The sequence below is a fragment of the Psychrobacter sp. WY6 genome (assembly GCF_018448495.1).
Taxonomy (GTDB): domain Bacteria; phylum Pseudomonadota; class Gammaproteobacteria; order Pseudomonadales; family Moraxellaceae; genus Psychrobacter.
Genome location: NZ_CP049902.1, coordinates 509,148 through 533,475, shown reverse-complemented (window position 1 = coordinate 533,475; position 24,328 = coordinate 509,148). Strand labels below are relative to the sequence as shown.

The following is a 24,328-nucleotide window of genomic DNA, read 5'->3' as shown; positions in this document are numbered from 1 at the left end:
TAATACTTTATCAAGGAAGCTCTTATGTCAGCCCATACCGCCCAACAGATATTGCAGCAAGACCCAACCAAATCACTTTATATCAATGGTGAGTGGCAAGCGGGCATCGATACCATTGCCAATATTAACCCATCTGATATCACTGACACTATCGGTGAGTTCGCACAGGCCAGTGGCGATCAAGTCAAAGACGCTATTGCAGCGGCGCGTCACGCTCAGCCAAAATGGGAAGCGACTCCTTTAGAAAAAAAGCAGTCTATCCTACAAGCGATTGGCGATGAAATGATTGCTCGCTGTGATGAGCTAGGTACACTGTTGTCTCTTGAAGAAGGCAAGCCGTTTGCGGAAGGTCGCGGTGAGATTTATCGTGCTGGTCAGTTCTTTCATTATTATGCCGCTGAAGTCTTACGTCAAATGGGCGACCTTGCTGACTCAGTACGTCCTGGGGTCAAAGTCGAAGTCACCCGTGAAGCTGTCGGTGTGGTCGCAATTATCTCTCCTTGGAACTTTCCAACTGCAACTGCTGTATGGAAAATCGCGCCAGCGTTAGCATTTGGTAACAGTGTTATCTGGAAGCCTGCGAATTTAACGCCTGCTAGTGCAGTGGCATTTGCTGAGATTATCCACCGTCAAGGCATGCCAGAAGGCACATTCAACCTGCTACTGGGTGGCGGCTCGTCAGTCGGTGATGCACTCATCAATTCTACAGATATCGATGCCGTTAGCTTTACCGGTTCTGTACCAACAGGTCGCAAGGTCGCTGCTGCGACGGCACCGAACTTTATTCGTTGTCAGCTTGAGATGGGCAGCAAAAACGCCTTGGTTATCGCTGACGATGCCGATTTGCAAGTTGCTATCGATGCGGCAGTGGCTGGTGCGTTTGGCGGTTCGGGACAAAAATGTACCGCTTCCTCCTCGTCTCATCGTCATGGATAGTATTCATGACGCCTTTGTCGAAGGTGTGATTGCCAAAATGAAAACCTTAAAGGTCGGACATGCGCTTGATGACGGTATTTTTATGGGACCTGTCGTCGATGATAAACAACTGGCATCAAACATGGACTGGATCGAAAAGGCCAAGCAATCAGGTGCCAATTTAGCCTTTGGTGGTGAGCGGTTAGAGATGCCACATGACGGCTACTATATGTCGCCGACGTTATTTACCGAGACGGACAACAGCTGGGATATCAACCAAGAAGAGGTGTTTGCTCCGTTAGCTTGTGTGATGCGTGTCAAGGATTTGGACGAAGCGATTGCCATGACCAATGACACGCGTTTTGGTCTGACGGGCGGCATCATCACCCAAAGCTTGCGTAGTAGTGCGATGTTCAAAGAGCAAGTGCAAGCAGGTTGCGTTATGGTCAATCTAGCGACTGCAGGAACCGACTACCACGTACCATTTGGTGGCCGTAAACAGTCAAGCTTTGGCCCGCGTGAGCAAGGTCAATATGCCAAAGAGTTCTATACCATCGTGAAGACCGCTTATCAAAAAGCGTACTAAAAATGTCTTAACAAGCATACTCGCCGCTATCGAAGCGATACTGTGCTAAAACGCGCTCAATCGCTAATGATAGCGGCTACCGATAAAAGTATTAAAGGGAATTGATATGTACCAAGACCATATCGTCATTGACGGATTACAGTATAGCCATTGGATCGTGACTTTAAGATGCTACAAGCCAGTGGTATCAATGCGGTACATGCCACTTTGGTCTATCACGAAGATGCCCGTCAGACCATGACCCGCTTTAGCGAGTGGCATGCACGCTTTGAGCAAAACTCAGATCTTATCTTGCCAGTGTACTCAGTTGCTGATATCAAGATGGCAAAAGAGCAGGGTAAAGTTGGCATCTTCTTTGGCGCGCAAAACTGCTCACCAATCGATGATGAAATCGGACTAATCAGCGTAATGCGCCGTTTGGGTTTATTGATTATGCAGCTGACTTACAACAACCAGAGCTTACTAGCCACTGGTTGTTATGAGCAGAATGACAGCGGCATTACCCGATTTGGTCAGCAGGCCATCGCTGAGATGAACCGTGTCGGTATGATTATTGACATGTCGCACAGCGCAGAACGTTCAACGCTTGAGGCGATAGAAGCATCATCGCGCCCGATATGTATCAGTCATGCCAATCCAACCACAGCACACGATGCCCTGCGTAATAAATCAGATACGGTTATCAGTGCCTTGACCCAAGCAGGCGGGTTGTTAGGTTTCAGCTTATATCCGTTTCATTTACCAAATGGTAGTGACTGTACGCTTGATGACTTCTGTACGATGATTGCTAATTGTGCTGACAAATATGGCGTCGAGCATTTATCCATTGGTAGTGACTTGTGTCTCAATCAACCGCAAGCCGTGCTTGAGTGGATGCGTAATGGGCGCTGGTCAAAAGCGATGGATTATGGTGAAGGCAATGCCAATAATTCAGGTTGGCCAGATACCTTGCCATGGTTTGCTGGCAAGGACGGTATGGAAAATATCTATAACGGTCTACTCAAACATGGCTTTAATGAAAGCGATGCTGGAAAAGTCATCGGTCAAAACTGGTTTGATTTCCTTGAGAGTGGTTTAAAGCCTTTAGCCTAAAGGCTCATTCCTAAAAGATAATTCTAGCAAGTCATCGCTAAAAATCGCTATAAGACGACAGACGTTTTATAGCGCACAGCTATTTGAAATAGACAGTTTTGAAATACATAGCTTTGAAGTAAGTAGCTTTGAAGTAAATAATATGATGAGGCTATCTGGTTATATCCTCATTGCGATACCTCTGATTTAAAACGCAACATTAGCCTAGCATATGGAGCCACATCATGGCCGATTTAAAAGGACTTAACCAAGGTGAGCAAGGACGCTCAAACGCTGCCAATAGCACAGCGGATAAGATCAGCGCTGTACCAGCTGCTGCCGATATTGATGCGTTGGGGCTAAAAAACCCTGCCTTTTGGTATAGTGGCGGGTTTATTACGATTTTTGTGCTCATGGCGATTTTTGCAGAAGCACAGTTAGCAACGATTGTGGATGTTGGTTTTAAATGGTCAGCCAATATCTTTGGCCCTTTTTGGCAAATTCTGCTTCTTGCTACTTTCGTCATCGCTTTAGCGGTTGGTGCAGGTCGCACGGGTCGTGTTATTTTGGGCAACTTACCAAAGCCTGAAATGGACAATTTCAAGTGGATGGCCATCCTGTTTTGTACATTGTTGGCTGGCGGTGGGGTTTTTTGGGCGGCGGCAGAACCTATTGCTCATTTCGTGTCAGCGCCTCCTTTATACGGTGAGTCACCAGACTTGCAACAACGAGCATTTAACGCCTTATCACAATCTTTTATGCATTGGGGATTTTTGGCGTGGTCGATTGTCGGTAGTTTGACCGCGATTGTGGTCATGCATTTGCATTATGACAAAGGCTTGCCGCTGAAACCTCGCACACTTCTTTATCCTATGTTTGGTGAGCGCGTACTCACGGGTCAAACGGGCGCGATTATCGATGCTTGTTGTATCGTTGCCGTTGCCGCTGGTACGATTGGTCCTATCGGTTTTCTGGGTCTACAGACCAGCTATGCACTCAATACCTTGTTTGGTATTCCTGATACTTTTGCCACCCAGCTTATCATTATCATATTCGCGATTGGGCTTTATACCTTATCAGCGATCAGTGGTCTTGCTCGAGGCATGCAATTGCTCAGCCGCTTCAATGTCATATTGGCAGTTGCGCTGATGGTCTTTATTTTGATATTTGGACCGACCAATTTTATCGTCAATGGTTATATTCAAGGTGTCGGCACGATGGTCGATAACTTTATTCCACTGGCCACTTTTCGCGGTGATGAAGGCTGGCTTGGCGGTTGGACCGTGTTCTTTTGGGGTTGGTTCTTAGGTTATGGCCCAATGATGGCTATCTTTATCGCTCGTATCTCACGTGGTCGTACGATTCGTCAATTGATTACCACGGTTTGTATCATTGCGCCACTCGTTACTTGCTTTTGGTTCACCGTCGTTGGTGGTTCGGGTCTGGCGTTTGAGATTGCCAATCCGGGCAGTGTCAGTAGCGCATTTGAAGGCTTTAACTTACCTGGTGCACTATTAGCCGTTACCCAGCAATTACCCTTTCCTTTAATTACCTCGATATTATTTCTAATTTTAACCACCGTTTTTATCGTCACGACAGGTGATTCGATGACCTATACCATCAGTGTGGTCATCAGTGGCGAGCGTGAGCCAAACGCCATGATTCGTACCTTTTGGGGCATTATGATGGGGGTGACAGCGATTGTTTTAATCTCGCTTGGTTCAGGTGGCGTGACAGCATTGCAGTCTTTTATCGTGATTACCGCTGTGCCTGTCTCCTTTATCCTGCTGCCATCGCTATGGAACGGGCCACAAATTGCCCAGCAAATGGCGCGAGAGCAAGACTTGTATCGACCTAATCAGGTAGAGGTAAGACATAAAATTAGCGAAGAAAAGCTCGCTAAGGAAAAGCTTACTCAAAAAACTGATTGACTACCAAACGGTCAAGGTCAAAACAACGATCCTAAAAACGGCTGAATACTTATTTACCAATAGATATCATCATTGGCATTATTAACAAAGCTGCTGGCTCAATATATTAGGTAAGGTAGTGAAATTATGAATATGATTCATGCAAATAATGAAAGAATTAATGTCAAGCCGCCTCAACTGAGCACTGACTTTCGTACTCGTGACGTGATTATGAATGCAGAAAGGTTGGGCGCGATGCACCAAACTCGCATTAGCTTTGTGCGCACGTTACTGCGTAAGATTGATAGAGAGCAATGGACGCTCAGTACCCATTTGTGGGATTTGGATGAGCAAGGCTATGGCACGGTTATTTATCGCCTCAATACCCCAGAGCATCTGTATCATCTGGTGGTGTTTTGTAATGAGCTGGCTGATGAAGAGCGTAATGATAGGGTGATTGCCCAAAAATGGGATGTGACCTTTGGTCTGGTCTTTGGTGAGATAAGTGAGGAATTACTGGATAATCTACAAGCCAATGTACCACTGCAAGAAGCAGGTCGCAACTCTAATATGGTGATGGTGCTGGCACGAGCAAATAAGAGCGTACGGGTCTTTGATCATATCGTTAGCTCACTCGCCATTGGTCAGCAACCAGATTTAGATATACTCGCGCAAGTGGGTTATATATTGCGCACTACTGCCGTCTATGGCAATGGTAAGTTTGGTATTTATGACTTCAAACCGTTAGATCACAGCGAGGACTTTGACCAATCGTTTCGCGCGCAGATGTGTGCCGTGTATTTGCTGCGTGAGTTTAGCTTAGATTGGGTCGATTATTTGGCAAAGCAAAAAGGCGGTAGCAACGCCGCTGTGCTGCATCCAGAGATTAAGCGTTACTTGGGAGTTGGTAACGCCACCGGTCTGGGCATGGCACCGTATCTAATCAACCATCCTTGTGTCGTCGATCAATGGCTAACTACCCGTGAAGAAGCGTTGCAAGTAACACTGATCTGCCAGATTGAACCCAAAAAAACCGCATATTTTGCCAGTTTAATCAAACGTGCTATTCAGCATTTTAGCGAGATTGTTACCATCAATGAGTCGCAAATCAAACTCAATGAAGCGGTCGTTGCAGAATTAGCCGTATTACAAAATAATTTGATGGTAACCATTAATCAATACAGTACATGGGCAGAGTTCTTACAAGCTCACCATCATCTAAGCCTTGAGAGCCAAGAAGTGATTATCTCTTGCTTGATGGAGCTTTATCCTGAGCGTGTCGATGCGTTTCAAGAAAAAATAAATGCCGATGAAACGCTGTCGCTACCGAAAGGCAAGGTGATCCAAGATTTAATCGATGTATTAGAGCGATATTATCAGTGGGTGATTAATATTGATTTTAGCCAGCCCGATAATAGCCATTGGTTTTGGTATCGCTCGGTGGATAAAGAAGAGCCAAGGATGGGCGTGCGCGGGCAAGAACCGGGTGCTGATCGTGAGCTTGCATTAGACATCGCACGGCAAGCAAATAAGCTGTATCTCGCGTTGAAACCCACCGATCCACAGCAGCTCATTTCAGAATTCATCTTAAATCATCCAAAATATCGCTCGATTGCGCGCCGCGTTTGGACAATGGGACATAAGCCACTGGGCGATATTCAGATGAATGTCTTGCATAAAACCGCATTACCCATGCACCTGTTACGGTGTAAATTATCGATGTTTGGTGCCACCAAGTTCGATCCCAGATCAGATCGCTGGGTGCGGATCACCTTGTTTCAAGGTGCGCCTTTGTTTGCAGAAGTGCATAGTGATGAGTGGCTGTTTCCTTTATTACCCAATTTATCGAAAGAGCAGGGAGGTTTGACTCATGATCGTATCGCATAATGAAATTGTGACGATAGTACACAAAGCCTTTACTGGGATGCACCGTGAAGTAGGCGAAGCGGATGTGATTGCTACTATGGTCGCTGAGCTACAGATGGCGGGCTTGGACGGTATCAGACACTTTAATAATGCCAGTCCGTATATTTTAACCGAGCACGATACGCCAATCGATATCGTCTATCAAGAAGACGGCGCTATTCGTTTAGATTTGCATGGTAGCAGCTTGGCTTGTCACTTGCCGACTATCATTGACTATGCTCTGGAAAAAATGGGTGATTTGGCGCATTTTCATATTTATTTACAGAACTGTCATAACCGCTGGTTGGCTTATAGTGAGCTGGTGGAGCTGGCTGCCAAAGGCTTTGCTTGTTTGGCTAAATGGGACAATGGCTCTGTGCCCAAGCATACATTATTTACGTTAAATCAAGGTTTGTGTATCCTGATTTATACTTTTTTGACCAAGCACAAGCCAATTACAATACCAATGATATGATTATTGAAATTGCGACCCAAAATTTTGATATTGAACAGGACATACAGCATTTCAATTATAAAATATCGACAGATGAGCTATTTGAAACGCATCAGCGCGCATGGAAAGAAGGCATCTATGTCGACGATGAGCAGTGGGCGATACTCAAAAAAACGGCTGCGGCGATGTTGGTAGAAAATAGCGAAACATCAAGTAAAGGTGCGGGAGGGGCGTAAGCGAGAGGAATGTAATAAATAAAAGGTTACAAAATGACATAGGCAAATAGATTAAGCCAAAAAGAGGCTTGTAATTAAAAAATTTCAGAAAGTGTTTTGGATTAAAAGGTATTTCGGAGTTGTTTGAACAGATGGGAAAAGCTAGAGGCTTTGATTAAGCAGAATAAGATTGGCGGTGAAGGAGGAAGTCAAACACTAAATGTAAGGCATTGATTTAAATGGTTATAAAAATAATATTGGATATATAGACCAACAAATAGACCAACAAGTTGCAAGTATTGTCCGCAAGCTCTTGTTACAATTTATATTGTAACAAAATATTTATATTTGACTATGTGATTTCAAACACATACTATCACTAAAAAACGCTTTTTGGTGATCTACGCTCTTTCTGCTATCTTAACATTTATACTTTCTACTGCTATTTATCATTAAAACTTTGGATAACGAGATATTCCTAATAATCTAAACTAAGATAGCTACTTTCCATCTTTAAGCTGTTCACAGACTTCCAAATTCATTTTTACAAATCCATCCCATTCATACAAATGTGAAAGATGTTTTTCGTAATAGTCTTCTACACGGCAAATAAGAGGGCGGTATTCATAAATGGTGCAAAGCAAACTATTATCATCGAAGTGACGGCAAGTGCCATCACCTCGATTCAGGTAGTCAGTTTGTTCACTTAGATTGACTTTTTTACAACACTGCCCACATGCTGTACAAGGAAACGAGAGTTTAGACATTTTCTTTATAAAAACCATCATTAATACTAGAGTCAATTCGAGCTAGGTTTGCAGAGGCACTACCGTATATGCTGCCATCTTCATCAAGAATTGGAGTATCGATAGCTACTTTGAGAACTTGAATAATCTTTACATTCTTCAAGACAGCCATTTTTGCTTCCTGATCATATTGTGAATAATCAGTACCTTGTCTTTCAATTACTTCTTCAAGAGCTTTTAAATTACGACGCAAATGTTTGCGTAAGGTAGAAATGATCTCTGAGGCTCTGTAGGCGACTTCCTCTATTCCTTTTGTAAGAGCTATGGCTTTATCTATATCAGCTGCAAACTCTTCAGCCTTAGCGATATTGCTGTGAGCGTCATTTAATTTAGTCTTTGCTTTGCTACCCATGTACCATCCAGCAATGAGTAAACCAGGGCCTGCGGCCAAAGCATTAAGTGCTAATGCGCCTCCAGCCATTCCCATACCTCCAGAGGCTAAGCTACCACCACCTAACCAAGCAAGGGTTGCATAGTGGCAGCTACGCCGCTTAATGAACTAATAGCAGTACCTGTGCTTGCTGCCGCGAACATCATAGTCCCATTATAGGCTCCAAAAGCAGTCAGAGTTCCTGCCATAGCACCACCACCTGCACCTAAGCCAGAATCAATGACAAATGAAACATCCTGCTTAACTCTTTGAGTACGACATCACTAAACTCTTTGACTGTTAAATTTCCTAAGTTGCCATCATGTTGAAAGTCTATATTTTTGATCTTTCCAAAAGTAGTGATAAAGGTATTTACATGATTTGATAAAGTATCAGCTTTTTTTGCACCTAAATCTGCTAATGCTACTTGGCACTTCTCACGAGATTCTTCTAGACCCCATTCTGCACGTCTTGCTATGCCTTGAGCTGTATCATTGGCTTCGCTTGCTTTTTTATTATCATAGAAAGCTTTTCCAGTTTTTGCTGCTCCAGCTACGCCAGCAACAACCCCTATTATTAGTGGAATTGGCATAATATTTTCCTATTCGTTTATTAATATTGCTAGATCTTTATTTATCGTAAAAAGCCTTTCTGAAACCTCTAGAAATTCTTCAATGTACTCACTTTCGATACGCAGTAGTTCACAGATATAAAGTAGGAGCGATCTTTCTTCATCGCCAAAATGACCACTACTATAGCCGGCACCAATCAGTTCAAATAATATTATTTTTTTCTTTGCTTTCAAATTTACCAAGTGAATCTTTCTTAATAGAAATTAGTTCCTTAGCAGTACGTCTAAGTATTTTTTGCTTTAAAATAGAGGTAGTCAACATGGCCTCTTCGACCATTTTAGGATTGATTTTTAAAACATCTACGCCACTTGAAATAAGAGTCAACATTGCCTCTTTTTTAAAGCCTTCTAACTGACTGTATTCATCAAATGCTAAATTTGCTTGTTCTTCAAGAATAGATCTTAATTTATATCTACTATTTAATAAGCTATTCGTCGCAAATGCCATTCTATTTAATATACTACTAGTGATAATACTTGACTCTTCTACAGGCTTATTGGAGTCATAGCCGTTTGAAGAGAGCAAACCATCAAGACTATTTTCTCCAAGTTCTACAGCATATTCTGATAAAACTTTTATTTCGTTCTCATCAATATTTTGGAAAAAAGCAGAACTTTTATTATCTAGTTTTACTTTTTTTATTTGTTTAGAGGTTGTCTTTATCGCCTTCTGCCATCATGATGAGAGCAGTTAACTCTAAAAATAAAGTTTTTTGCGATTCTTCTTGTAATTCTTTTAAAAACATAGCTATTGCCTTATATTATTAATGGTAGGTCAGAGAGCATGGCTTCATCTAGTTCAGCCATATTTTTGATAGAAATTTTTGTCCCAAGTTCTTCAGCGAAGCGATTCATTCTTAAGCAAAACTCTTCAGGATCAATCTCAGGTGAGTCCAAAGCCTCGAACATATCATTGCTATATACTTCTAACTCTTTGATACGGTAGGAAAATAGCTCCTTAATTTTTAATTCATATTCTTTTGAAAGTAACCTTGCAGCTTCACATTGTATTTCTACAAGTTGTCTACGTTCGGTCGATAACTTAGCGTCTTTTAAAACGTCGAAGAAGCTTTGATATACTGTATTGGTTAGAGCGTAACCAACCATACCGCCAATTAAAGCACCTAAAACTGGAATAGGTATGGCGACTTGACCAATAGTGGCAAACATGGAAGACGACATCATACCGGTAACTGATAAACCAATATCCTGAGCAAGCTCCGCTTCATTAAGCTCACCGATAGCATACTTCTTTATACTTTTACCCGTTGATAGGCAAGCGGTTACTACCATCGCTGGCATATTGCTTTTTGAGATGTTACGTAAAACTTCTTTGGATGACTGTGCCATATAAGTTTTTATGGCCGTACCTGAAGCCGCTGTAGCATAGCCAGTTGCCCCTGAAATAAGAGTGTCTTTACTTGTAGCCAGTACAGCTTCTGAGAACTCTTTATCTCCGGAATAAACAGCTATATTATTTACAGCAGAGATAGAGCCACCAATAGCCACACCAAACTTTAAACCTTCAACACCAGCTCTATGACTTACCTTAGCGATATCCTTACGAACCATGGCTTAGGGTCGAGCCTATATTAATGGCTTCTTCAGTCGTTAATCCAGAGTCTGTTATTTTATTTTCTAATGCTTCATAGTTCTTTGCTTGTTTCAATGCTTTATCGGCTAGCTCGGTCTTACCTAGATTTTTAAGAACCTCACTTTGTTCAGTAAGTTTCTGAGCTTCGCTTCGACATATGGCTTTCATCTCACTAACTTGTTCGGTAGGTACTTCAAGTTTATCAACGCTAAGATAACGTGAAAAATCTTTCGATTTACCCTCCCCGCAAGCGATACTTTTTAGTAGGTTTTCTTTGTTCGTGACAAACTTCATCTGTGAAGTAATTTCGGTTTCATCTAATAACTCTACGATGTCAACCACACTATGATTCTTACCATAGCCTACAGTATCTTCACTTCTAGCAAAGCGAGGCGCTTCCTTATTAATAATAGCGTCAGCATTACGTTTTGAAACGCTGGCAACCTCAGCTGAATACCCTGCCTGCTGTTTTATGTTCTGTTCATAATAATCAGGATTTAATTTCCCTTCAGCTATACTCAGCAGGCTTCTATCAAATTCTTTAGCAGTTTCATGATCAATACCGCGAAGACCAGTTAAAAACTGACTACCTGCTGTACCATAACGTTGAATCAGTTCGTGCTCTGCGCTTGCGATTGCAATATTTCGTAAGTCAGAAGCCATACCTCTTTGCTGCTTATATTCCTTAACTACAGTATTCATTATCAACCTCTTAAATATCAGTTACTTCCCTTGATTTAATGGAAGTTAATAGTAAAACAGTCATCTCAATATTGCTTATGAAACCTTTCTACATAGACACATAGCTTTTTAAAACTTTCTCCATTTGCTCCTGAACAGTAGAGGGACTGATAATTTTGATATGGGGTAGCCAATATTGCACAATCGGTATGACCTCACGTGGGTGAACCTGACGACAAGCCAGCAATAGATCGCCATTATCCAGCTTACGAATCAATTCTTGATTAGGTAGTAGGTCTCGTCGCTCAAAATACCCTGCTACCTTAGCACTGACCTGCAATACAATCTCATTGATGTGATTATCAAAAAATAAGCTATCTGTGTTTATTAAACCTGCTTTAATTTGCTCATCACAGTCAAAGGTCTTGTCAGTGACACACAGATTAGATATTTGGGTAAAACAAAAATTACGCGTTTGTGCATCATGTCTACCTATCACATACCAAATACCATTTTTATTAAGGAGATGATAGGGTTCAAGATGATAGTGTTTTTCGCATTTTCACTACTTTGCTTTCTGACTTTTTGATAATCAAAAGTAATTATTCGGCAATCCCTAATGGCTTGATTAATGAGATTAAATTCTTGAGTTCGTGCTTGAATATTTTCATAGTCAAAACCTTTTATCACAATACTCTGATTTAGCTTGTCATAAAAAACTGTCGGTCAATCTTAGGCAGTAAGTCTTGCACACTTGCAAAATTTGCAAAGCGTTTAATCTCAGTCAAGTTCAAATATCCAACTCGATTGGGTGAAAGCTGATAAAAAACTGGACCTGAGTCACTAAAGTCCAGCATGGCTAAGCGCTCTTGAAAATCGCGTTTAAGCGTACGGGTACAGACTTGATAGTCTTGGGTAAGCGTGTCAATGTTTAGACGCTCACCGTTGTTTAGGCGGATGATGATATCTGATAGCCGATAAGCCAAACGTTCGTGTTTTTTACTGCCCATCAACGTATATATCCTATTTTGTTGCTATATATTATTTTTTATTACAAGATTGTAATTATCTGCTTTTATACATTGGTGTCAATAGAAATAAAACAAATATTCAGTTGTTCGTATTATTGAGCCTACTTTTTCCTTGGTTTATGTTAGCAAGTATAAATGGTAGTAATGACAGGTTGTGTCTAAGGATAGGCTAATCGCATTCAATAATATTAAACCCGTAAAAAAGTTCTCAACTAATGAGAGCAATCGTGAAAGTATGAAATGCCTATAATCATAATAGTTAAATTGGAGTTTGATAGCTTAAGCTAAGACCTACAGGGGTTAGCCTATAGGTAGAAGCATTCAAAATTTATCTGATATTGCTATACTGATGCCTAAAATGAAAAAAACTAACGACACCGATTGACGTATAGTGACTCTTATCTATAGATTTGCTACTACAACCATTTTATTATTGATTAAGTGAGCTATTCATCATGAGCTTCAATGAAGATTCCCGTGTAAAAATCCCAACAATCCTTCATTTGATGAAGCTAGGTTATCAATACTTATCGCTTAAAGATGCCAAATGGGATATCGATACCAACATTTTCCCTGAACTTTTTCATGATGCCATGATGCGAATAAATGGGAGCATTAAAGACGATGAGGTCAAACGCCTATTCGAAGATGTGAAGTTGCTCTTAGACAATGAAGATTTAGGGAAAGCTTTTTTTGACAAGCTATCTGAGCGTTCAGGTACGAAGCTGATTGATTTCGAAAAATTTAACAATAATAGCTTTCATGTGGTTACGGAGCTGACCTGCAAAAATGGCGACGAAGAATTCCGTCCTGACATCACCTTGCTCATTAACGGCATGCCATTAGTATTTATAGAGGTCAAAAAGCCGCATAATCGAGAAGGTATTATCGCTGAGAGAAATCGTATCAATACACGATTTGAGAACCCTAAGTTCAAACGGTTCGTTAATATTACGCAGTTTATGATTTTTTCAAACAACATGGAATATGTGGATGGCGATCCTGAACCATTACGTGGAGCCTTTTACGCCAGTTCTCTTACCACAAACCGATATTCAACTATTTCCGTGAAGAAGAGACGTTCAACTATACGGCATTACTAGAACCAGTTACTGACGCTGATGAGCTTAGAGTACTGAAGGATAATAACTTAGAAGTCATTCGAAATAGCTCAGAGTTCCAAACCAATAAGCAGCCAGAACGTCCTACTAATAGCATCTGTACCTCTTTACTCAGTCGTGAGCGATTGGCATTCGTTCTGCGTTATGCGCTGGTTTATGTGAACGAGACTAAAGGGCTAGAGAAACATATCATGCGTTATCCGCAGATATTTGCGACTAAGGCTATTGGTAATAAGCTCGATGAGGGTATTAGAAAAGGTATTATCTGGCATACACAAGGCAGCGGTAAAACTGCCTTGGCTTTTTATAATGTGCGCTTCCTAACAGACTATTTTCAAAAGCAACGAATAACACCTAAGTTTTATTTCATCGTTGATCGATTAGACTTACTACAACAGGCACAGCGTGAGTTTACAGCGCGTGGTCTAAGAGTTCGAACCGTTGACTCCAGAGATGATTTTGCTCGTGATATCAAAGCAACCAAAGCCATTCACAATGATGCAGGCGTACCTGAGATTACAGTAGTCAATATACACAAGTTTAAAGACGATCCTGACGTTGCTTCGACCAAAGACTATAACGTTGATATTCAGCGAATATATTTTTTAGATGAAGTGCATCGTAGCTATAATCCTAAAGGCAGTTTTTTAGCCAATCTAAAAGAATCAGATCCTAATGCTATTAAAATCGGTCTGACAGGTACACCGCTATTGGGTGATGACTATAATTCAAGAGCCTTGTTTGGCGATTATATCCATAAGTACTATTACAATGCTTCTATTGCTGATGGCTATACCCTGCGACTGATAAGAGAAGAGATATCTACCGAGTATAAACTGATTTTACAAGAAGCACTTGCTAAAGCTAAGGTGCTGGTAGGTGATGTTAAGCGTGAGGACATATACGCTCATTCTTGTTTTGTTGAGCCGATGATTAAATACATTGTCACAGACTTTGAGAACAGTCGTGGAGCGCTAAATGATGCAAGTATAGGCGGCATGGTCATTTGTGATAGCGCACCGCAAGCCAAGTATATGTACGAGCTGTTTAATAAACTCTATGCTCAAGACGAAGCAGCTATTAACAATCAAGCGTCGGATTCGAATGTTAAAACCTTAGCAGAGATCCGTCATGAAGAGGTAAAAGTCAAATCTGCCCAGCTGATTTTGCACGATGTTGGTACTAAAGAAGAACGTAAGGACTGGGTGGAGGATTTTAAGGCTGGAAAGATAGATATTTTATTTGTGTACAACATGCTATTGACTGGCTTTGATGCCAAGCGTTTGAAGAAGCTATACCTTGGACGTATGATTCGTGCACACAATCTCTTGCAAGCGCTCACTCGTGTGAACCGTACCTATAAAGATTTTAGATATGGCTACGTGGTTGATTTTGCAGATATCAGTAAAGAGTTTGATGCAACTAATAAAGCCTATTTTGAAGAGCTACAATCAGAGTTTGGCGATGAGATGGAGAGTTACTCACATCTGTTTAAATCGCATGAAGAGATACAGCAGGAAATTGAGCATGTTAAGGACGTACTGTTTCTTTACGAGACGGACAACATGGAGTTATTCAGCGATCAAATTAGCCAGATTCAAGATAGAGAAACGGTACTGAGCCTTAAAAAGGTACTGGCTGATGCTAGAAGTCTATATAATCTGGTTCGGCTCCAAGGTGACTATAAATTCTTAGAAGAGCTTGATTTTAACAAGTTAAACGTTCTTTACCGAGAGACCAGTCATCATCTTGATTTATTAAATACCAAGCAAAATCTAGAGCAGGGTATAGGTACAAGTAATTTACTTAACCAAGCATTAGAGGATGTGATATTTAAGTTTACTAAAATAGGCGAAGAAGAACTGGTCTTAGCTGATGAGCTTAAAAGTACGCTACGTAAAACTCGTGAAGCAATGGCTAGCAATTTTGATCAACGAGATCCTGAGTTTATCAGCCTAAGAGAAGAATTAGAACGACTCTTTAAGAAGAGAAAGCTTAGCGAAGTCTCACAAGAGCAGATGAATGCAAATATTGATGAGCTCACTAAAATTCATAAACGCATAAAAGAGCTCAACCGTATGAATGAGCAAATGCGGCAGAAATATAAAGGTGATGCTAAATATGCTCGCATACATAAGCGCCTAACTGAGCCTCAGCAGACGGATATAAACAGTTCCGAACGTACCATACATGAAGCACTAATGGCTGTAAAAAATGATGCGGATGAAAAGGTACTCAATAGTAGTCAGATCGTCGATAACGAAAGCTACTTTGAGGGGCAGATGATGCCCATCGTTATTAAACGTTTTATGAAAGACCACAAAATCAAATTAAAACCTGACAGTTCACGCTACATCAATAAGCTGGTTGTCTCAGAATATATAAATGAATACAACGTTGGAGCAAGACCATGGTAGAGCTTGAGTTTAAAGCGAAAACCCAAGAATTAATCGATAGTTTAAAAAGTATTTGTGCCAATTATGGTCTAGGTAATGATGGTAACGAGTTCAAAATTATCACACAGATATTCTTGTACAAGTTTCTAAATGATAAATTTGCTTATGAAGCTAAAAAAATAGATGAAGATATCGCCAAGGTGGATAACTGGGAAAAGTCGCTTAGTGATATGAGTGAAGAAGACTATGAGATGCTACAGCTACAGATGAGCTCAGATACTGCTCGTTTGGAGCCTCAGCACTTTATCAGCTATCTGTTCAGCCAAAGTAACGCGCCTGACTTTGCTAAGCTATTTGATGACACGCTGATTGATATCGCGATTAAGAACAACGACATCTTTGCGGTAAAAACAGACGGTGGAGCGAAAGTTGTTCTGTTTGATCGTCTCAGCCAATACATCGCTGATGAGTCTAAGCGTGATGATTTTTGCCGTGCTGTTATTAATAAGCTGATCGAGTTTAGTTTTGAGCGTATCTTTGACCAAAAATTCGATTTTTATGCAGGTATTTTTGAGTACTTAATTAAAGACTATAACAGTAACTCGGGCGGTAAATATGCTGAGTATTTCACACCACATGCAGTTGCTCGCATTATGGCTGAGATACTGGTGCCACAAGCGGAGCGTGGTACGGTAAGGGATGTCACCTGTTACGACCCTTCAGCAGGTTCAGGTACGCTATTGATGAACGTTGCCCATGCCATCGGTGAAGACCGTTGTACCATCTACACCCAAGACATCTCGCAAAAGTCATCGAACCTATTACGCTTAAACCTAATCTTAAATAATTTAGTGCATTCTATACCTAACGTGATTCAAGGTAATACCATTTATCACCCTTATCATAAGGACGATGATAAGCTTAAGAAGTTTGACTATATAGTCTCCAATCCACCATTTAAGCTAGACTTTAGCGATTATCGAGATGCCCTAGATAGCAACGAGAACAAAGAACGTTTCTTTGCAGGTATTCCCACTATACCCAAAAAGGAAAAAGAGAGTATGGCAATTTATCAGCTCTTTTTACAGCATATTATTACCTCGCTCAAAAAAGGTGGTAAGGCAGCGGTGGTCGTACCGACTGGTTTTATTACCTCTACTGGTATTGGTAAAAAAATTCGCCAAAAATTAATCGATGATAAAATGCTTGCTGGTGTGGTGTCTATGCCATCCAATATCTTTGCCACTACAGGGACAAACGTATCAATTTTATTTATTGATGATAGTAATGATGGCGATGTCGTATTGGTTGATGCGTCAAATCTAGGTAAGAAAGTTAAGGAAGGTAAACCCAAAAGACTGTCTTAAGTGCTGATGAAGAGCAGCAGATCGTTAATGTGTTTAATAACAAACAGCAAGTCGACGATTTGTCCGTAACAGTCAGCTATGAAGATATAAGCTTAAAAAATTATAGTCTGAGTGCAGGTCAATATTTTGAGGTAAAAATTGAATATACTGATACACCTAAGCAGTTCGCTGAAAAAATGCAAGTCTTTACTGATAATTTAGATAGCTTGTTTAAGCAATCTCATGAGTTAGAGGATGAGATTAAAAAGCAGTTGGCGGAGTTAAAGTATGAATAACTTTAGCTACGTGAAAATTAGTGATATAGGTACGGTTACTACTGGTAGAACACCTAAAACTAGTAATCCTAATAACTACGGCAATGATTATATGTTTATAGGTCCTACAGACTTACATAAACATTTTTTAATTACTGAGTCCGAAAGGATGGTTACCCAACAAGGTTTTGACAGTATAAAAAGCAGCACTTTAAATGGAGTTAGTGTACTTGTTGGATGTATCGGTTGGGATATGGGAAATATAGGCATCGTTGAAGGCGCTTGTGTAACTAATCAACAAATTAACTCAATTACTAATATTAGAGATAGATATAACCCTTTTTATATTTACTATTGGCTGAAAACAAAAAAGATTTTCTTTTTTCACAGGCTACCGTAACTCGAACGCCAATTCTAAACAAATCTACATTTTCAAATATAGAGATTTACATACCATCTGAAAGAAGTTCGCAAGATGGACTTGTTGAGATATTGATTTCTATTGACAAAAAAATCGAGCTCAACAACCAAATCAACGCCGAACTAGAAGCTATGGCAAAGACGCTATATGACTACTGGTTTGTACAGTTTGATTTCCCTAATGCAGACGGCAAGTCTTATAAATCGTGTGGCGGCAAGATGGTTTATAACGAAGTGCTAAAGCGAGAGATACCTGAGGGGTGGAGTAGTTCAACGATAGAGGATATTGAGCCAAATATTGTAACTGGTAAAACACCTTCAAAAAAGAAGCCTGAGTATTTCGATGGCGATACTCCTTTTATAACTATTGGCGATATTCGTGCTAATACTTTTATTGTCCAGACTGAAGAGACGCTAACATCTGAAGGTGCGGATACTCAAAAAATAAGTATCTTCCTGAGGATACAATTTGTGTTACATGTATAGCCAGTCCTGGGTTAGTTGGTTTCGTAACCGAGAAATCACAAACTAATCAGCAGAAAACTCTGTAGTCTGTAGTAATCGGCTGAATATGTATTATTTGTACTTCGCAATAAAAGCATACTTTGAAGGAGCAAAAGCTAAAACAGGTAATACATTCGCTAATATGAACAAGGGCGATTTTAGCTCAATAAATATGTTATACCCAAATAAAGAGCTACTCACTAAGTATTACGAAGTAGTTGATCCTCTATTTAGACAAATAAAAGTTAAGACTTTGGAGAATAAAAAGCTAGAGAACCTAAGAGACTGGTTACTACCTATGCTAATGAATGGTCAGGTGACAGTAAAGTAATCACTATAAAATTATAATTAGGAAAAGCATTATGGAGCTAGTAGCAAATGTGTGGCCAATTGTAGATCAAATGACGGGTGTCGTTCAGCGTTTTTTGTTTAGAGCTTATGCATTAGATGCCACCGATCAAGAAAAAGCACTGTTCTTAACATACTCGCTCGTTCCGACTATCGAACGGCACAGTTAGTAAAAATACCCGATAACTATAATCTTATCTCTGAGCATGGGATAATGTCTGGGGCTGTGGAAGCATCTTTGTTTAATCAATATATGCACAGCATTTTAGAGGACACATTGATAGCTGCTGAAAAGTCCTTTGCTGATATTAAGAATTTCGGTATAGGCGTAAATGGCCCACTAATTCCCGAAGCTCTAAAGTTCCCAGCAGAACCATATTTTGTGACAACCTACTTGTTAGAATCACCTAGTGGTGAGCTGACACCACATATAAAAGCAGATTAGCTGAGATTAGAGATTGGCTATTGTCTATGCTAATGAACAGGAAGGTGGTATTAAAGATCAGCAGGTTGCAAATAAATAAGGCTAATTTTCAGGATAATGACTTAATAGGTATAATCTAAATATGAATATCAAAGACATTGTTATTAAAACTATTCAGCCCTTAGAGATACTCAGGGTGGACACCTGCGAAAAAAATGATATTGTAAGTGATGTTATTACTGGCAACGTGCTGTATAAGGGCGAAGATATACCTGTTTACTTTAAGGCATATGCTTTTAATTATCCCCATATTGCTAAAGGAGATAGAGGCTTACTTAATGAGATTATTGGTTATTTGATTTGTCACTTGCATAAGGTTCCACAACCTGAACAAGCATTCTTTGTGTTAATGCCCAAAGAGAAGCTCACACACCTATGGAGCAATCTTAACGAACGAATAAAAAAAAGTTATGAGTCTTCTGATATTATTCCTATGTTTGCGACACAGCGAATATACTCAAAATCTATGGCTATCAGATATAGCCACAGTATGTATGCTGTAGAAAATGAACTCAGAAAGTGGAAGCATTTCAAAAAAGCTTTAGTGTGTGACGAGGCTATGGCAAATACTGATCGTTTGCCTCGTAATATTCTGACTATTAATTCAAAGGATTTTTGGTTAATCGATAATGGCAAACTTGCTATTGAAGACGGTACAAATTGGCGAAGAGCTGGGCTTATCGATCATTATCATTATAGTAACTACTTAGCAGATTTGGTAATAAAAGATGTACAAGCTGATCATCGTAAAGGTAGTGCTATCATCGGAGTAGCATCGAGTAGAACAAAATGTTTAAAGATATATATTAGAATGTGAGTTTTGGATAGACATGTTAGCTAGTGATGATGATAAAAAAGATTGGAAAGAATTCTTGAAATTCTTACAGAGTAGGGATCATAATATTACTCGAATTCTAAGTAACCGCTATGGGATGCTGTCGTTATGAACTGGACAAGCTTACTAGAATCTAAATATGCTGCAGATGCCTTTATAAAAGGGCATTTTTTTGTCATAAAATTTACCCCTGACATCGTAGCTCAAGAAGTGCACAATCTGGGTATTGGTTTTATTCAAGAAGGTGAGAGTAAGATCCGCTTTAGATTACTCGACTCTAGCTTAAGAGGTTTCAATTGTATTTATGGTAAAGAACCTACCGAAGGCTTAAGATTACTATTGGATTCCTTAGCATTAGCGTTAGATACAGTAGGTTATACTTCACCACCTTCTGCACAAGTCAAATACACAGCTTTAATGCCAATCGCTGGTCTTTCTGTAAAGTCTATCATTGATTCATTATATCGTGACTATATACATATGGATCATTATCAACAGGAAAAGAAACCTAAGCCTTCTATCCTTAATACGGCAGAATTACGTAAAGGCTTAAAGAGCAACTTGCAATCTATTAACAGATCTAGCTATTACCAAGAAAACAAAGTGTTCTTGGAAAGCGTATAAATGATAAAAAAATTGTTTTAGATTTGCCGATTTGGCGTCCTCAATCAAATGAAACTATGTTTGGACATGATTATTTGTTTGCGAGTGTTGTATCAGCCGATTATATAGACAAAGATGCACTAAGCTTCAATCTGGATTACCTAGGCTGTACTAGCGTCCAGAACGCATGCCTATTGACAAGTAGAGAAGCAAAGGCCGGACTATTTATATATCGTCCATCTTTTAATGAACGTATCACAAAGGAAGCAATGGATATTATAGATAGTCATATAGACAATTCGTTATACAACTTAAAGCGTTTAAAAAAGAAGAAGGCTACGATATAGAAATAGAGGTTTTAGATGCTGAGGAAGAGATTTATGACAAGATTGCTACTTTTGTAAATTAGATAAGGCTTACTTAAATAGGATTTCTTAATACTTCAAACCAAAAAAATAGGCCACCTTTTAAGGTGGCTTATTATCATATGCTTAACTGGAGATATTGTCTTATCCATTTTATCGGATCAAATGCCTTGTATAAAGTGGTGAGTGCTGATGAAAGTATTAACCATTGCAATGGTTTTGCCAAATTTTCTAATAAGGATTTTATGTTGTTAACACCAACACTGTAGGTTTCATTAGCGAAGTTTATAAGATATTCAATTGGTTTGCCTCCTGAAAATGCATCCATTAGGTTGAAACTAAAAGGCATTTCTCTAATATTCTGATAAGCATTGCTTGGAAATGAATGATAAGCTCCAAAAATCAAAATTAGTATCGGAATACAATATAATAATTATTCTTTATAGACGTACCACTTTGAAATGGTATGAACCACTCAGGTTTGTTAAGACAATAGTGTACGAATTTAAACGATAAGTCTTGAAGAATCACAAATGAAAAAACTAGTAACCAATACAGCAATCTTGAAACCTCAGCCAAAATAATTGCAATAAAGGACACAATGGTTATTAGCAATGTAACCAGGAATACTTGTATAGAATTTTGATCTTTTCTAACAATCCAAAATATCAAAGCTGCTGGTATAAATGTTAGAAGGATGGTGACTTTCAAAGCAATATTGTAAAAAATAGATGGAATAATAAGTAATATTGCAAGAGAACAACCAATGTACATTAGTTTTCCACGACTTAGCATTTTCGTAACCTCGAGAATTAGTATATGAATAAAACAATAGTTAATATTTATTGTTGATCGTTACTTAATCCAATCAAGAGGCTTGAACCTAGATACGACAATACGTGTCGTTTCAATTGGTGAACGTTCTATATTTATTGAAAAATAATGCAGCCGCTGTAATAAACAGAGCTTCGGTAATTACCTAATCTATAAATGCTTCCTTATTAAGACTGATTTAAGTAAAATCTAACTAGCAAATATTTTGTCATAGAAAGGCCCCTTAGCTATTTGCTAGGGGCTTTTTTACTAACCATCTAAAAGCTAAGTTCATCCTTCTACACTCTCTACAGCGCTTACCCTATAGTATTCATCAAGACGCTTACCATTTAGCTGCCAGTAATCAAAAGCTAGCTCCATTAGCATTTGCTGTCTTTGTATAATAGATGTCTTTGTCCACTCAACAAATTGACAGTTTAGCTTGTTCTTTAGGCGATTTAGCCCCGTTTTTGCCAATTATATTGATCATTCAATAGCTTAGTTAGCACAAAGTTTGAGTGCAGGTATTCTGATTGCTTCATGCTGAACCAATCAGTAGATAAGTCGTTGTAATTATTTATAGCTTGATTTATTTGACTCTCAAGTAGAGTAGTATTACCCAACATAAAGGTGTACTTGTCACGTTCTTCTTCATCAAATTCATCACTTGCCTCTAAATTGACTAAGGTTTGTGGGAGAATGTGTTCAATTTGAAGCTTTTGTATATTGTCCTGACTTAATGGATTGAGTCCTGCTTGCTTGCATATTTCTGTATCAAGACAACCTAAAATATAGCGCTCTCGATATTGCGGGTTATAGTCATAATGTCTGATTTGCAAGAAGCTATTTTTGAATTCAGACAAATAGCTTCTTAAAAATGGAATCATAGTTTCATCAATAAGTTCTACGATTTCTTCTATATCACGCTTCCCACGTAGTTTAATAGCCCAGTCTGTAAACCGTCTTTCATAATTCTTAGTCTGCATTTTAAGAGTATTAGCGAAAAACAGAAAACTTTCTATTTGCTGAGCTAAGTAGTTAATTACATCGTCATTACAGTTCAAATCTAATGCCATTAGTAACATGAGATGCTGACGTGAACGTTGCTTATTAATATAGCCAATTTTGGCTACATTAGGATACTTATTAATACCGAGACTGCTACTATCGCTATTCGTTGCTTGAACCAAATGACTGTAGCGTTTAGCCGCTGCAGTCATTTCATTGACTAAATTTAGCGGTTTGGTTTCATACTGTAGTTTCAGCTTACCTTCTCTAGATATAATCCACGAGTACAGATCATCTTCACGTATGATGCCATTATGATAACGTGCAATCATAAAATATCTTAAAAAGCGTAATGGATTATCTCCTTCACCACAAGCTTGAAGATCGGTAGTAATTTGCTTCCACTTAATTTTGATACTCTCAAAGTCGTAAGTATCAGCTTTACTAAACATCAAGTTCTTGACTAAATCCATTGCATTTAGACCAGCACCGCGCTGATTGATTGTCTCAAATATTTTAAGTGCGCTACCTAAGTTGTCTGATTCAATCACAACAACGTTAACATTAGTCAAAAAATATTGGACATACTCCTCAAATAACTCTGCCTCTTGGTTCAGATAATTTTGCAAATGTTTAAAGATACGGTCATATGCCTTTTGCATTTTCTCAATTGAATTTGTAACTTCACCTTCATAAGCCTTTTTTTGAATTACGGTGTCTAAGTACCCATTACTTTCGTCATACTGTAACTCAAGACGAGAGAGTGTGGACTTAGTCCTCAAATCGAATTTAAAGAGCCATTTTTTGATAATATCTAGAATACTGCTGCTCATATCAGTAAGCTGATCATGCTTTTGTAAGTCTTCTAGAATATTACGCATTGCACATAAGCTAATGACAATAGTCGTCAAACGTTGTTGACCATCAATGACGTCATATTTGCTATCTTTTTTTACAACAATGATTGAGCCAATGAAGTAGCTTTGTTGCTCGTGAGAATGGGCTTCAAACTCTTCGTCTATATCAACTAAAAACTGGTAGATATGTTTGTCAGCTTCCCAGACATATTCTCTTTGATAGTCTGGCACTACAAAATAATACTTTTCAAGATCTTCAATACTTAAGACATTCGCATCAATTTTCATATTTAACCCTAAACTGTTCCACTTGCTTTAAGTTGATGGTATCTTCTATGGAAGATTGTTTAGTGCAAGCTTAGCATAAATGAAACCAGACGATGCACTGCTTTTAAGATATAGACTGCGTATAATGAATAAGGTAAATTCGGTCAGTTTGAATAATTAAGATCGTGCGTACTGATGAGATACATTACTTATTTTTCTACTAACCAGCTATGACAACTTACTATGCCCAATCACTACCAAAACCTCGTTTTAAGCCTAACTCAACAGCCCTCTGAGCAAGAGTGGCTTGAGTTTAAGCATAACTTTCATAGCCCTGAAGAGGTGGGTAAACGTATATCTGCGCTTGCTAATGGCGCTTGTTTGTCTGGTAAAAAATTTGGCTACTTAGTGTTTGGAGTAGAGGACGGTACTCATAACATTGTTGGTACAAGCTTTAGCCCGAAAATAAAAAAGCCAAAGGCAACGAAGATTTAGAGCATTGGCTAGTTAGCCGCTT

27 protein-coding genes are annotated in these 24,328 nt (G+C 39.3%); 18 read left to right on the top strand and 9 right to left on the bottom strand.

Going from position 1 to position 24,328, the window contains the following annotated elements; translation table 11 throughout:
• Positions 1 to 24: 24 nt before the first annotated feature.
• The 7 genes from G7Y90_RS02640 (at position 25) to G7Y90_RS02610 (ending at position 7,077) form a co-directional block, all read left to right on the top strand.
• Positions 25 to 936 carry an aldehyde dehydrogenase family protein gene (locus tag G7Y90_RS02640; RefSeq protein WP_250163321.1) on the top strand — a complete coding sequence of 304 codons (912 nt, stop codon included), beginning with the start codon at positions 25 to 27 and terminating at the stop codon, positions 934 to 936.
• Entirely contained in the window at positions 929 to 1,501 is a 573-nt protein-coding gene (locus G7Y90_RS02635) for an aldehyde dehydrogenase family protein (protein WP_250163320.1), read from the top strand. The genes G7Y90_RS02640 and G7Y90_RS02635 overlap by 8 nt, the downstream gene beginning before the upstream one ends.
• Positions 1,502 to 1,651: 150 nt before the next feature.
• On the top strand, positions 1,652 to 2,593 hold the full coding sequence (locus tag G7Y90_RS02630) for a membrane dipeptidase (RefSeq protein WP_250163319.1): 942 nt from the start codon (positions 1,652 to 1,654) through the stop codon (positions 2,591 to 2,593).
• Positions 2,594 to 2,817: 224 nt separating this feature from the next.
• Positions 2,818 to 4,503, top strand: coding sequence for a BCCT family transporter (locus G7Y90_RS02625; protein ID WP_250163318.1), 1,686 nt, complete (start codon positions 2,818 to 2,820; stop codon positions 4,501 to 4,503).
• Between the two features lie 126 nt (positions 4,504 to 4,629).
• The gene (locus G7Y90_RS02620) at positions 4,630 to 6,369 is read left to right on the top strand and encodes a hypothetical protein (protein WP_250163317.1); all 1,740 of its coding nucleotides are present in this window, start codon (positions 4,630 to 4,632) and stop codon (positions 6,367 to 6,369) included.
• On the top strand, positions 6,353 to 6,862 hold the full coding sequence (locus tag G7Y90_RS02615) for a DUF3726 domain-containing protein (RefSeq protein WP_250163316.1): 510 nt from the start codon (positions 6,353 to 6,355) through the stop codon (positions 6,860 to 6,862). The genes G7Y90_RS02620 and G7Y90_RS02615 overlap by 17 nt, the downstream gene beginning before the upstream one ends.
• A complete protein-coding gene (locus G7Y90_RS02610) occupies positions 6,859 to 7,077 on the top strand; it encodes a hypothetical protein (protein ID WP_250163315.1) in 219 nt (72 codons plus the stop codon). Before G7Y90_RS02615 ends, G7Y90_RS02610 begins: the two co-directional genes overlap by 4 nt.
• Before the next feature lie 479 nt (positions 7,078 to 7,556).
• Here G7Y90_RS02610 and G7Y90_RS02605 read toward each other — a convergent pair whose 3' ends face one another.
• The 8 genes from G7Y90_RS02605 to G7Y90_RS02570 all read right to left on the bottom strand — a co-directional run bounded on the left by G7Y90_RS02605 (position 7,557) and on the right by G7Y90_RS02570 (position 12,148).
• Positions 7,557 to 7,823, bottom strand: a complete 267-nt coding sequence (locus G7Y90_RS02605; protein WP_250163314.1) for a YkgJ family cysteine cluster protein — start codon at positions 7,821 to 7,823, stop codon at positions 7,557 to 7,559.
• Positions 7,816 to 8,283: a hypothetical protein gene (locus G7Y90_RS02600; protein WP_250163313.1), complete on the bottom strand. Its 468-nt coding sequence runs from the start codon at positions 8,281 to 8,283 to the stop codon at positions 7,816 to 7,818. Before G7Y90_RS02600 ends, G7Y90_RS02605 begins: the two co-directional genes overlap by 8 nt.
• Before the next feature lie 175 nt (positions 8,284 to 8,458).
• Positions 8,459 to 8,824: a hypothetical protein gene (locus G7Y90_RS02595; protein ID WP_250163312.1), complete on the bottom strand. Its 366-nt coding sequence runs from the start codon at positions 8,822 to 8,824 to the stop codon at positions 8,459 to 8,461.
• 181 nt (positions 8,825 to 9,005) lie between these two features.
• Positions 9,006 to 9,389, bottom strand: a complete 384-nt coding sequence (locus G7Y90_RS02590) for a hypothetical protein (protein ID WP_250163311.1) — start codon at positions 9,387 to 9,389, stop codon at positions 9,006 to 9,008.
• A 230-nt stretch (positions 9,390 to 9,619) separates the two neighbouring features.
• Positions 9,620 to 10,435 (bottom strand): hypothetical protein, encoded by an 816-nt coding sequence (locus G7Y90_RS02585; RefSeq protein WP_250163310.1) that lies wholly within the window; start codon positions 10,433 to 10,435, stop codon positions 9,620 to 9,622.
• On the bottom strand, positions 10,425 to 11,159 hold the full coding sequence (locus tag G7Y90_RS02580) for a hypothetical protein (protein ID WP_250163309.1): 735 nt from the start codon (positions 11,157 to 11,159) through the stop codon (positions 10,425 to 10,427). The genes G7Y90_RS02585 and G7Y90_RS02580 overlap by 11 nt, the downstream gene beginning before the upstream one ends.
• Before the next feature lie 88 nt (positions 11,160 to 11,247).
• The gene (locus G7Y90_RS02575) at positions 11,248 to 11,637 is read right to left on the bottom strand and encodes a WYL domain-containing protein (RefSeq protein WP_250163308.1); all 390 of its coding nucleotides are present in this window, start codon (positions 11,635 to 11,637) and stop codon (positions 11,248 to 11,250) included.
• A 202-nt stretch (positions 11,638 to 11,839) separates the two neighbouring features.
• A complete protein-coding gene (locus tag G7Y90_RS02570) occupies positions 11,840 to 12,148 on the bottom strand; it encodes a hypothetical protein (RefSeq protein ID WP_250163307.1) in 309 nt (102 codons plus the stop codon).
• A 476-nt stretch (positions 12,149 to 12,624) separates the two neighbouring features.
• On the opposite strand from G7Y90_RS02570, the gene G7Y90_RS02565 reads away from it, so the two are divergent.
• The 10 genes from G7Y90_RS02565 to G7Y90_RS02520 all read left to right on the top strand — a co-directional run bounded on the left by G7Y90_RS02565 (position 12,625) and on the right by G7Y90_RS02520 (position 20,522).
• Positions 12,625 to 13,272 carry a type I restriction endonuclease gene (locus G7Y90_RS02565; RefSeq protein ID WP_250163306.1) on the top strand — a complete coding sequence of 216 codons (648 nt, stop codon included), beginning with the start codon at positions 12,625 to 12,627 and terminating at the stop codon, positions 13,270 to 13,272.
• 176 nt (positions 13,273 to 13,448) lie between these two features.
• The gene (locus tag G7Y90_RS02560) at positions 13,449 to 15,707 is read left to right on the top strand and encodes a DEAD/DEAH box helicase family protein (RefSeq protein ID WP_250163305.1); all 2,259 of its coding nucleotides are present in this window, start codon (positions 13,449 to 13,451) and stop codon (positions 15,705 to 15,707) included.
• On the top strand, positions 15,701 to 17,053 hold the full coding sequence (locus G7Y90_RS02555) for an HsdM family class I SAM-dependent methyltransferase (protein ID WP_250163304.1): 1,353 nt from the start codon (positions 15,701 to 15,703) through the stop codon (positions 17,051 to 17,053). The genes G7Y90_RS02560 and G7Y90_RS02555 overlap by 7 nt, the downstream gene beginning before the upstream one ends.
• A gap of 29 nt (positions 17,054 to 17,082) precedes the next feature.
• Entirely contained in the window at positions 17,083 to 17,328 is a 246-nt protein-coding gene (locus G7Y90_RS02550; protein ID WP_250163303.1) for a hypothetical protein, read from the top strand.
• Positions 17,321 to 17,707 carry a restriction endonuclease subunit S gene (locus tag G7Y90_RS02545; protein WP_250163302.1) on the top strand — a complete coding sequence of 129 codons (387 nt, stop codon included), beginning with the start codon at positions 17,321 to 17,323 and terminating at the stop codon, positions 17,705 to 17,707. Before G7Y90_RS02550 ends, G7Y90_RS02545 begins: the two co-directional genes overlap by 8 nt.
• Positions 17,662 to 18,213 carry a restriction endonuclease subunit S gene (locus G7Y90_RS02540; RefSeq protein WP_250163301.1) on the top strand — a complete coding sequence of 184 codons (552 nt, stop codon included), beginning with the start codon at positions 17,662 to 17,664 and terminating at the stop codon, positions 18,211 to 18,213. The genes G7Y90_RS02545 and G7Y90_RS02540 overlap by 46 nt, the downstream gene beginning before the upstream one ends.
• A 380-nt stretch (positions 18,214 to 18,593) precedes the next feature.
• Positions 18,594 to 18,749, top strand: coding sequence for a hypothetical protein (locus tag G7Y90_RS02535; protein ID WP_250163300.1), 156 nt, complete (start codon positions 18,594 to 18,596; stop codon positions 18,747 to 18,749).
• Between the two features lie 44 nt (positions 18,750 to 18,793).
• Positions 18,794 to 19,024: a hypothetical protein gene (locus G7Y90_RS02530; protein ID WP_250163299.1), complete on the top strand. Its 231-nt coding sequence runs from the start codon at positions 18,794 to 18,796 to the stop codon at positions 19,022 to 19,024.
• Positions 19,025 to 19,145: 121 nt separating this feature from the next.
• A complete protein-coding gene (locus G7Y90_RS02525) occupies positions 19,146 to 19,880 on the top strand; it encodes a hypothetical protein (protein WP_250163298.1) in 735 nt (244 codons plus the stop codon).
• 126 nt (positions 19,881 to 20,006) lie between these two features.
• Positions 20,007 to 20,522: a hypothetical protein gene (locus G7Y90_RS02520; protein WP_250163297.1), complete on the top strand. Its 516-nt coding sequence runs from the start codon at positions 20,007 to 20,009 to the stop codon at positions 20,520 to 20,522.
• A gap of 1,615 nt (positions 20,523 to 22,137) precedes the next feature.
• Here G7Y90_RS02520 and G7Y90_RS02515 read toward each other — a convergent pair.
• Positions 22,138 to 23,832 carry a DUF262 domain-containing protein gene (locus G7Y90_RS02515; RefSeq protein WP_250163296.1) on the bottom strand — a complete coding sequence of 565 codons (1,695 nt, stop codon included), beginning with the start codon at positions 23,830 to 23,832 and terminating at the stop codon, positions 22,138 to 22,140.
• 222 nt (positions 23,833 to 24,054) lie between these two features.
• Between G7Y90_RS02515 and G7Y90_RS02510 the strand changes: the two genes are divergently transcribed.
• Positions 24,055 to 24,306: an AlbA family DNA-binding domain-containing protein gene (locus G7Y90_RS02510; RefSeq protein WP_250163295.1), complete on the top strand. Its 252-nt coding sequence runs from the start codon at positions 24,055 to 24,057 to the stop codon at positions 24,304 to 24,306.
• Positions 24,307 to 24,328 lie beyond the last annotated feature (22 nt).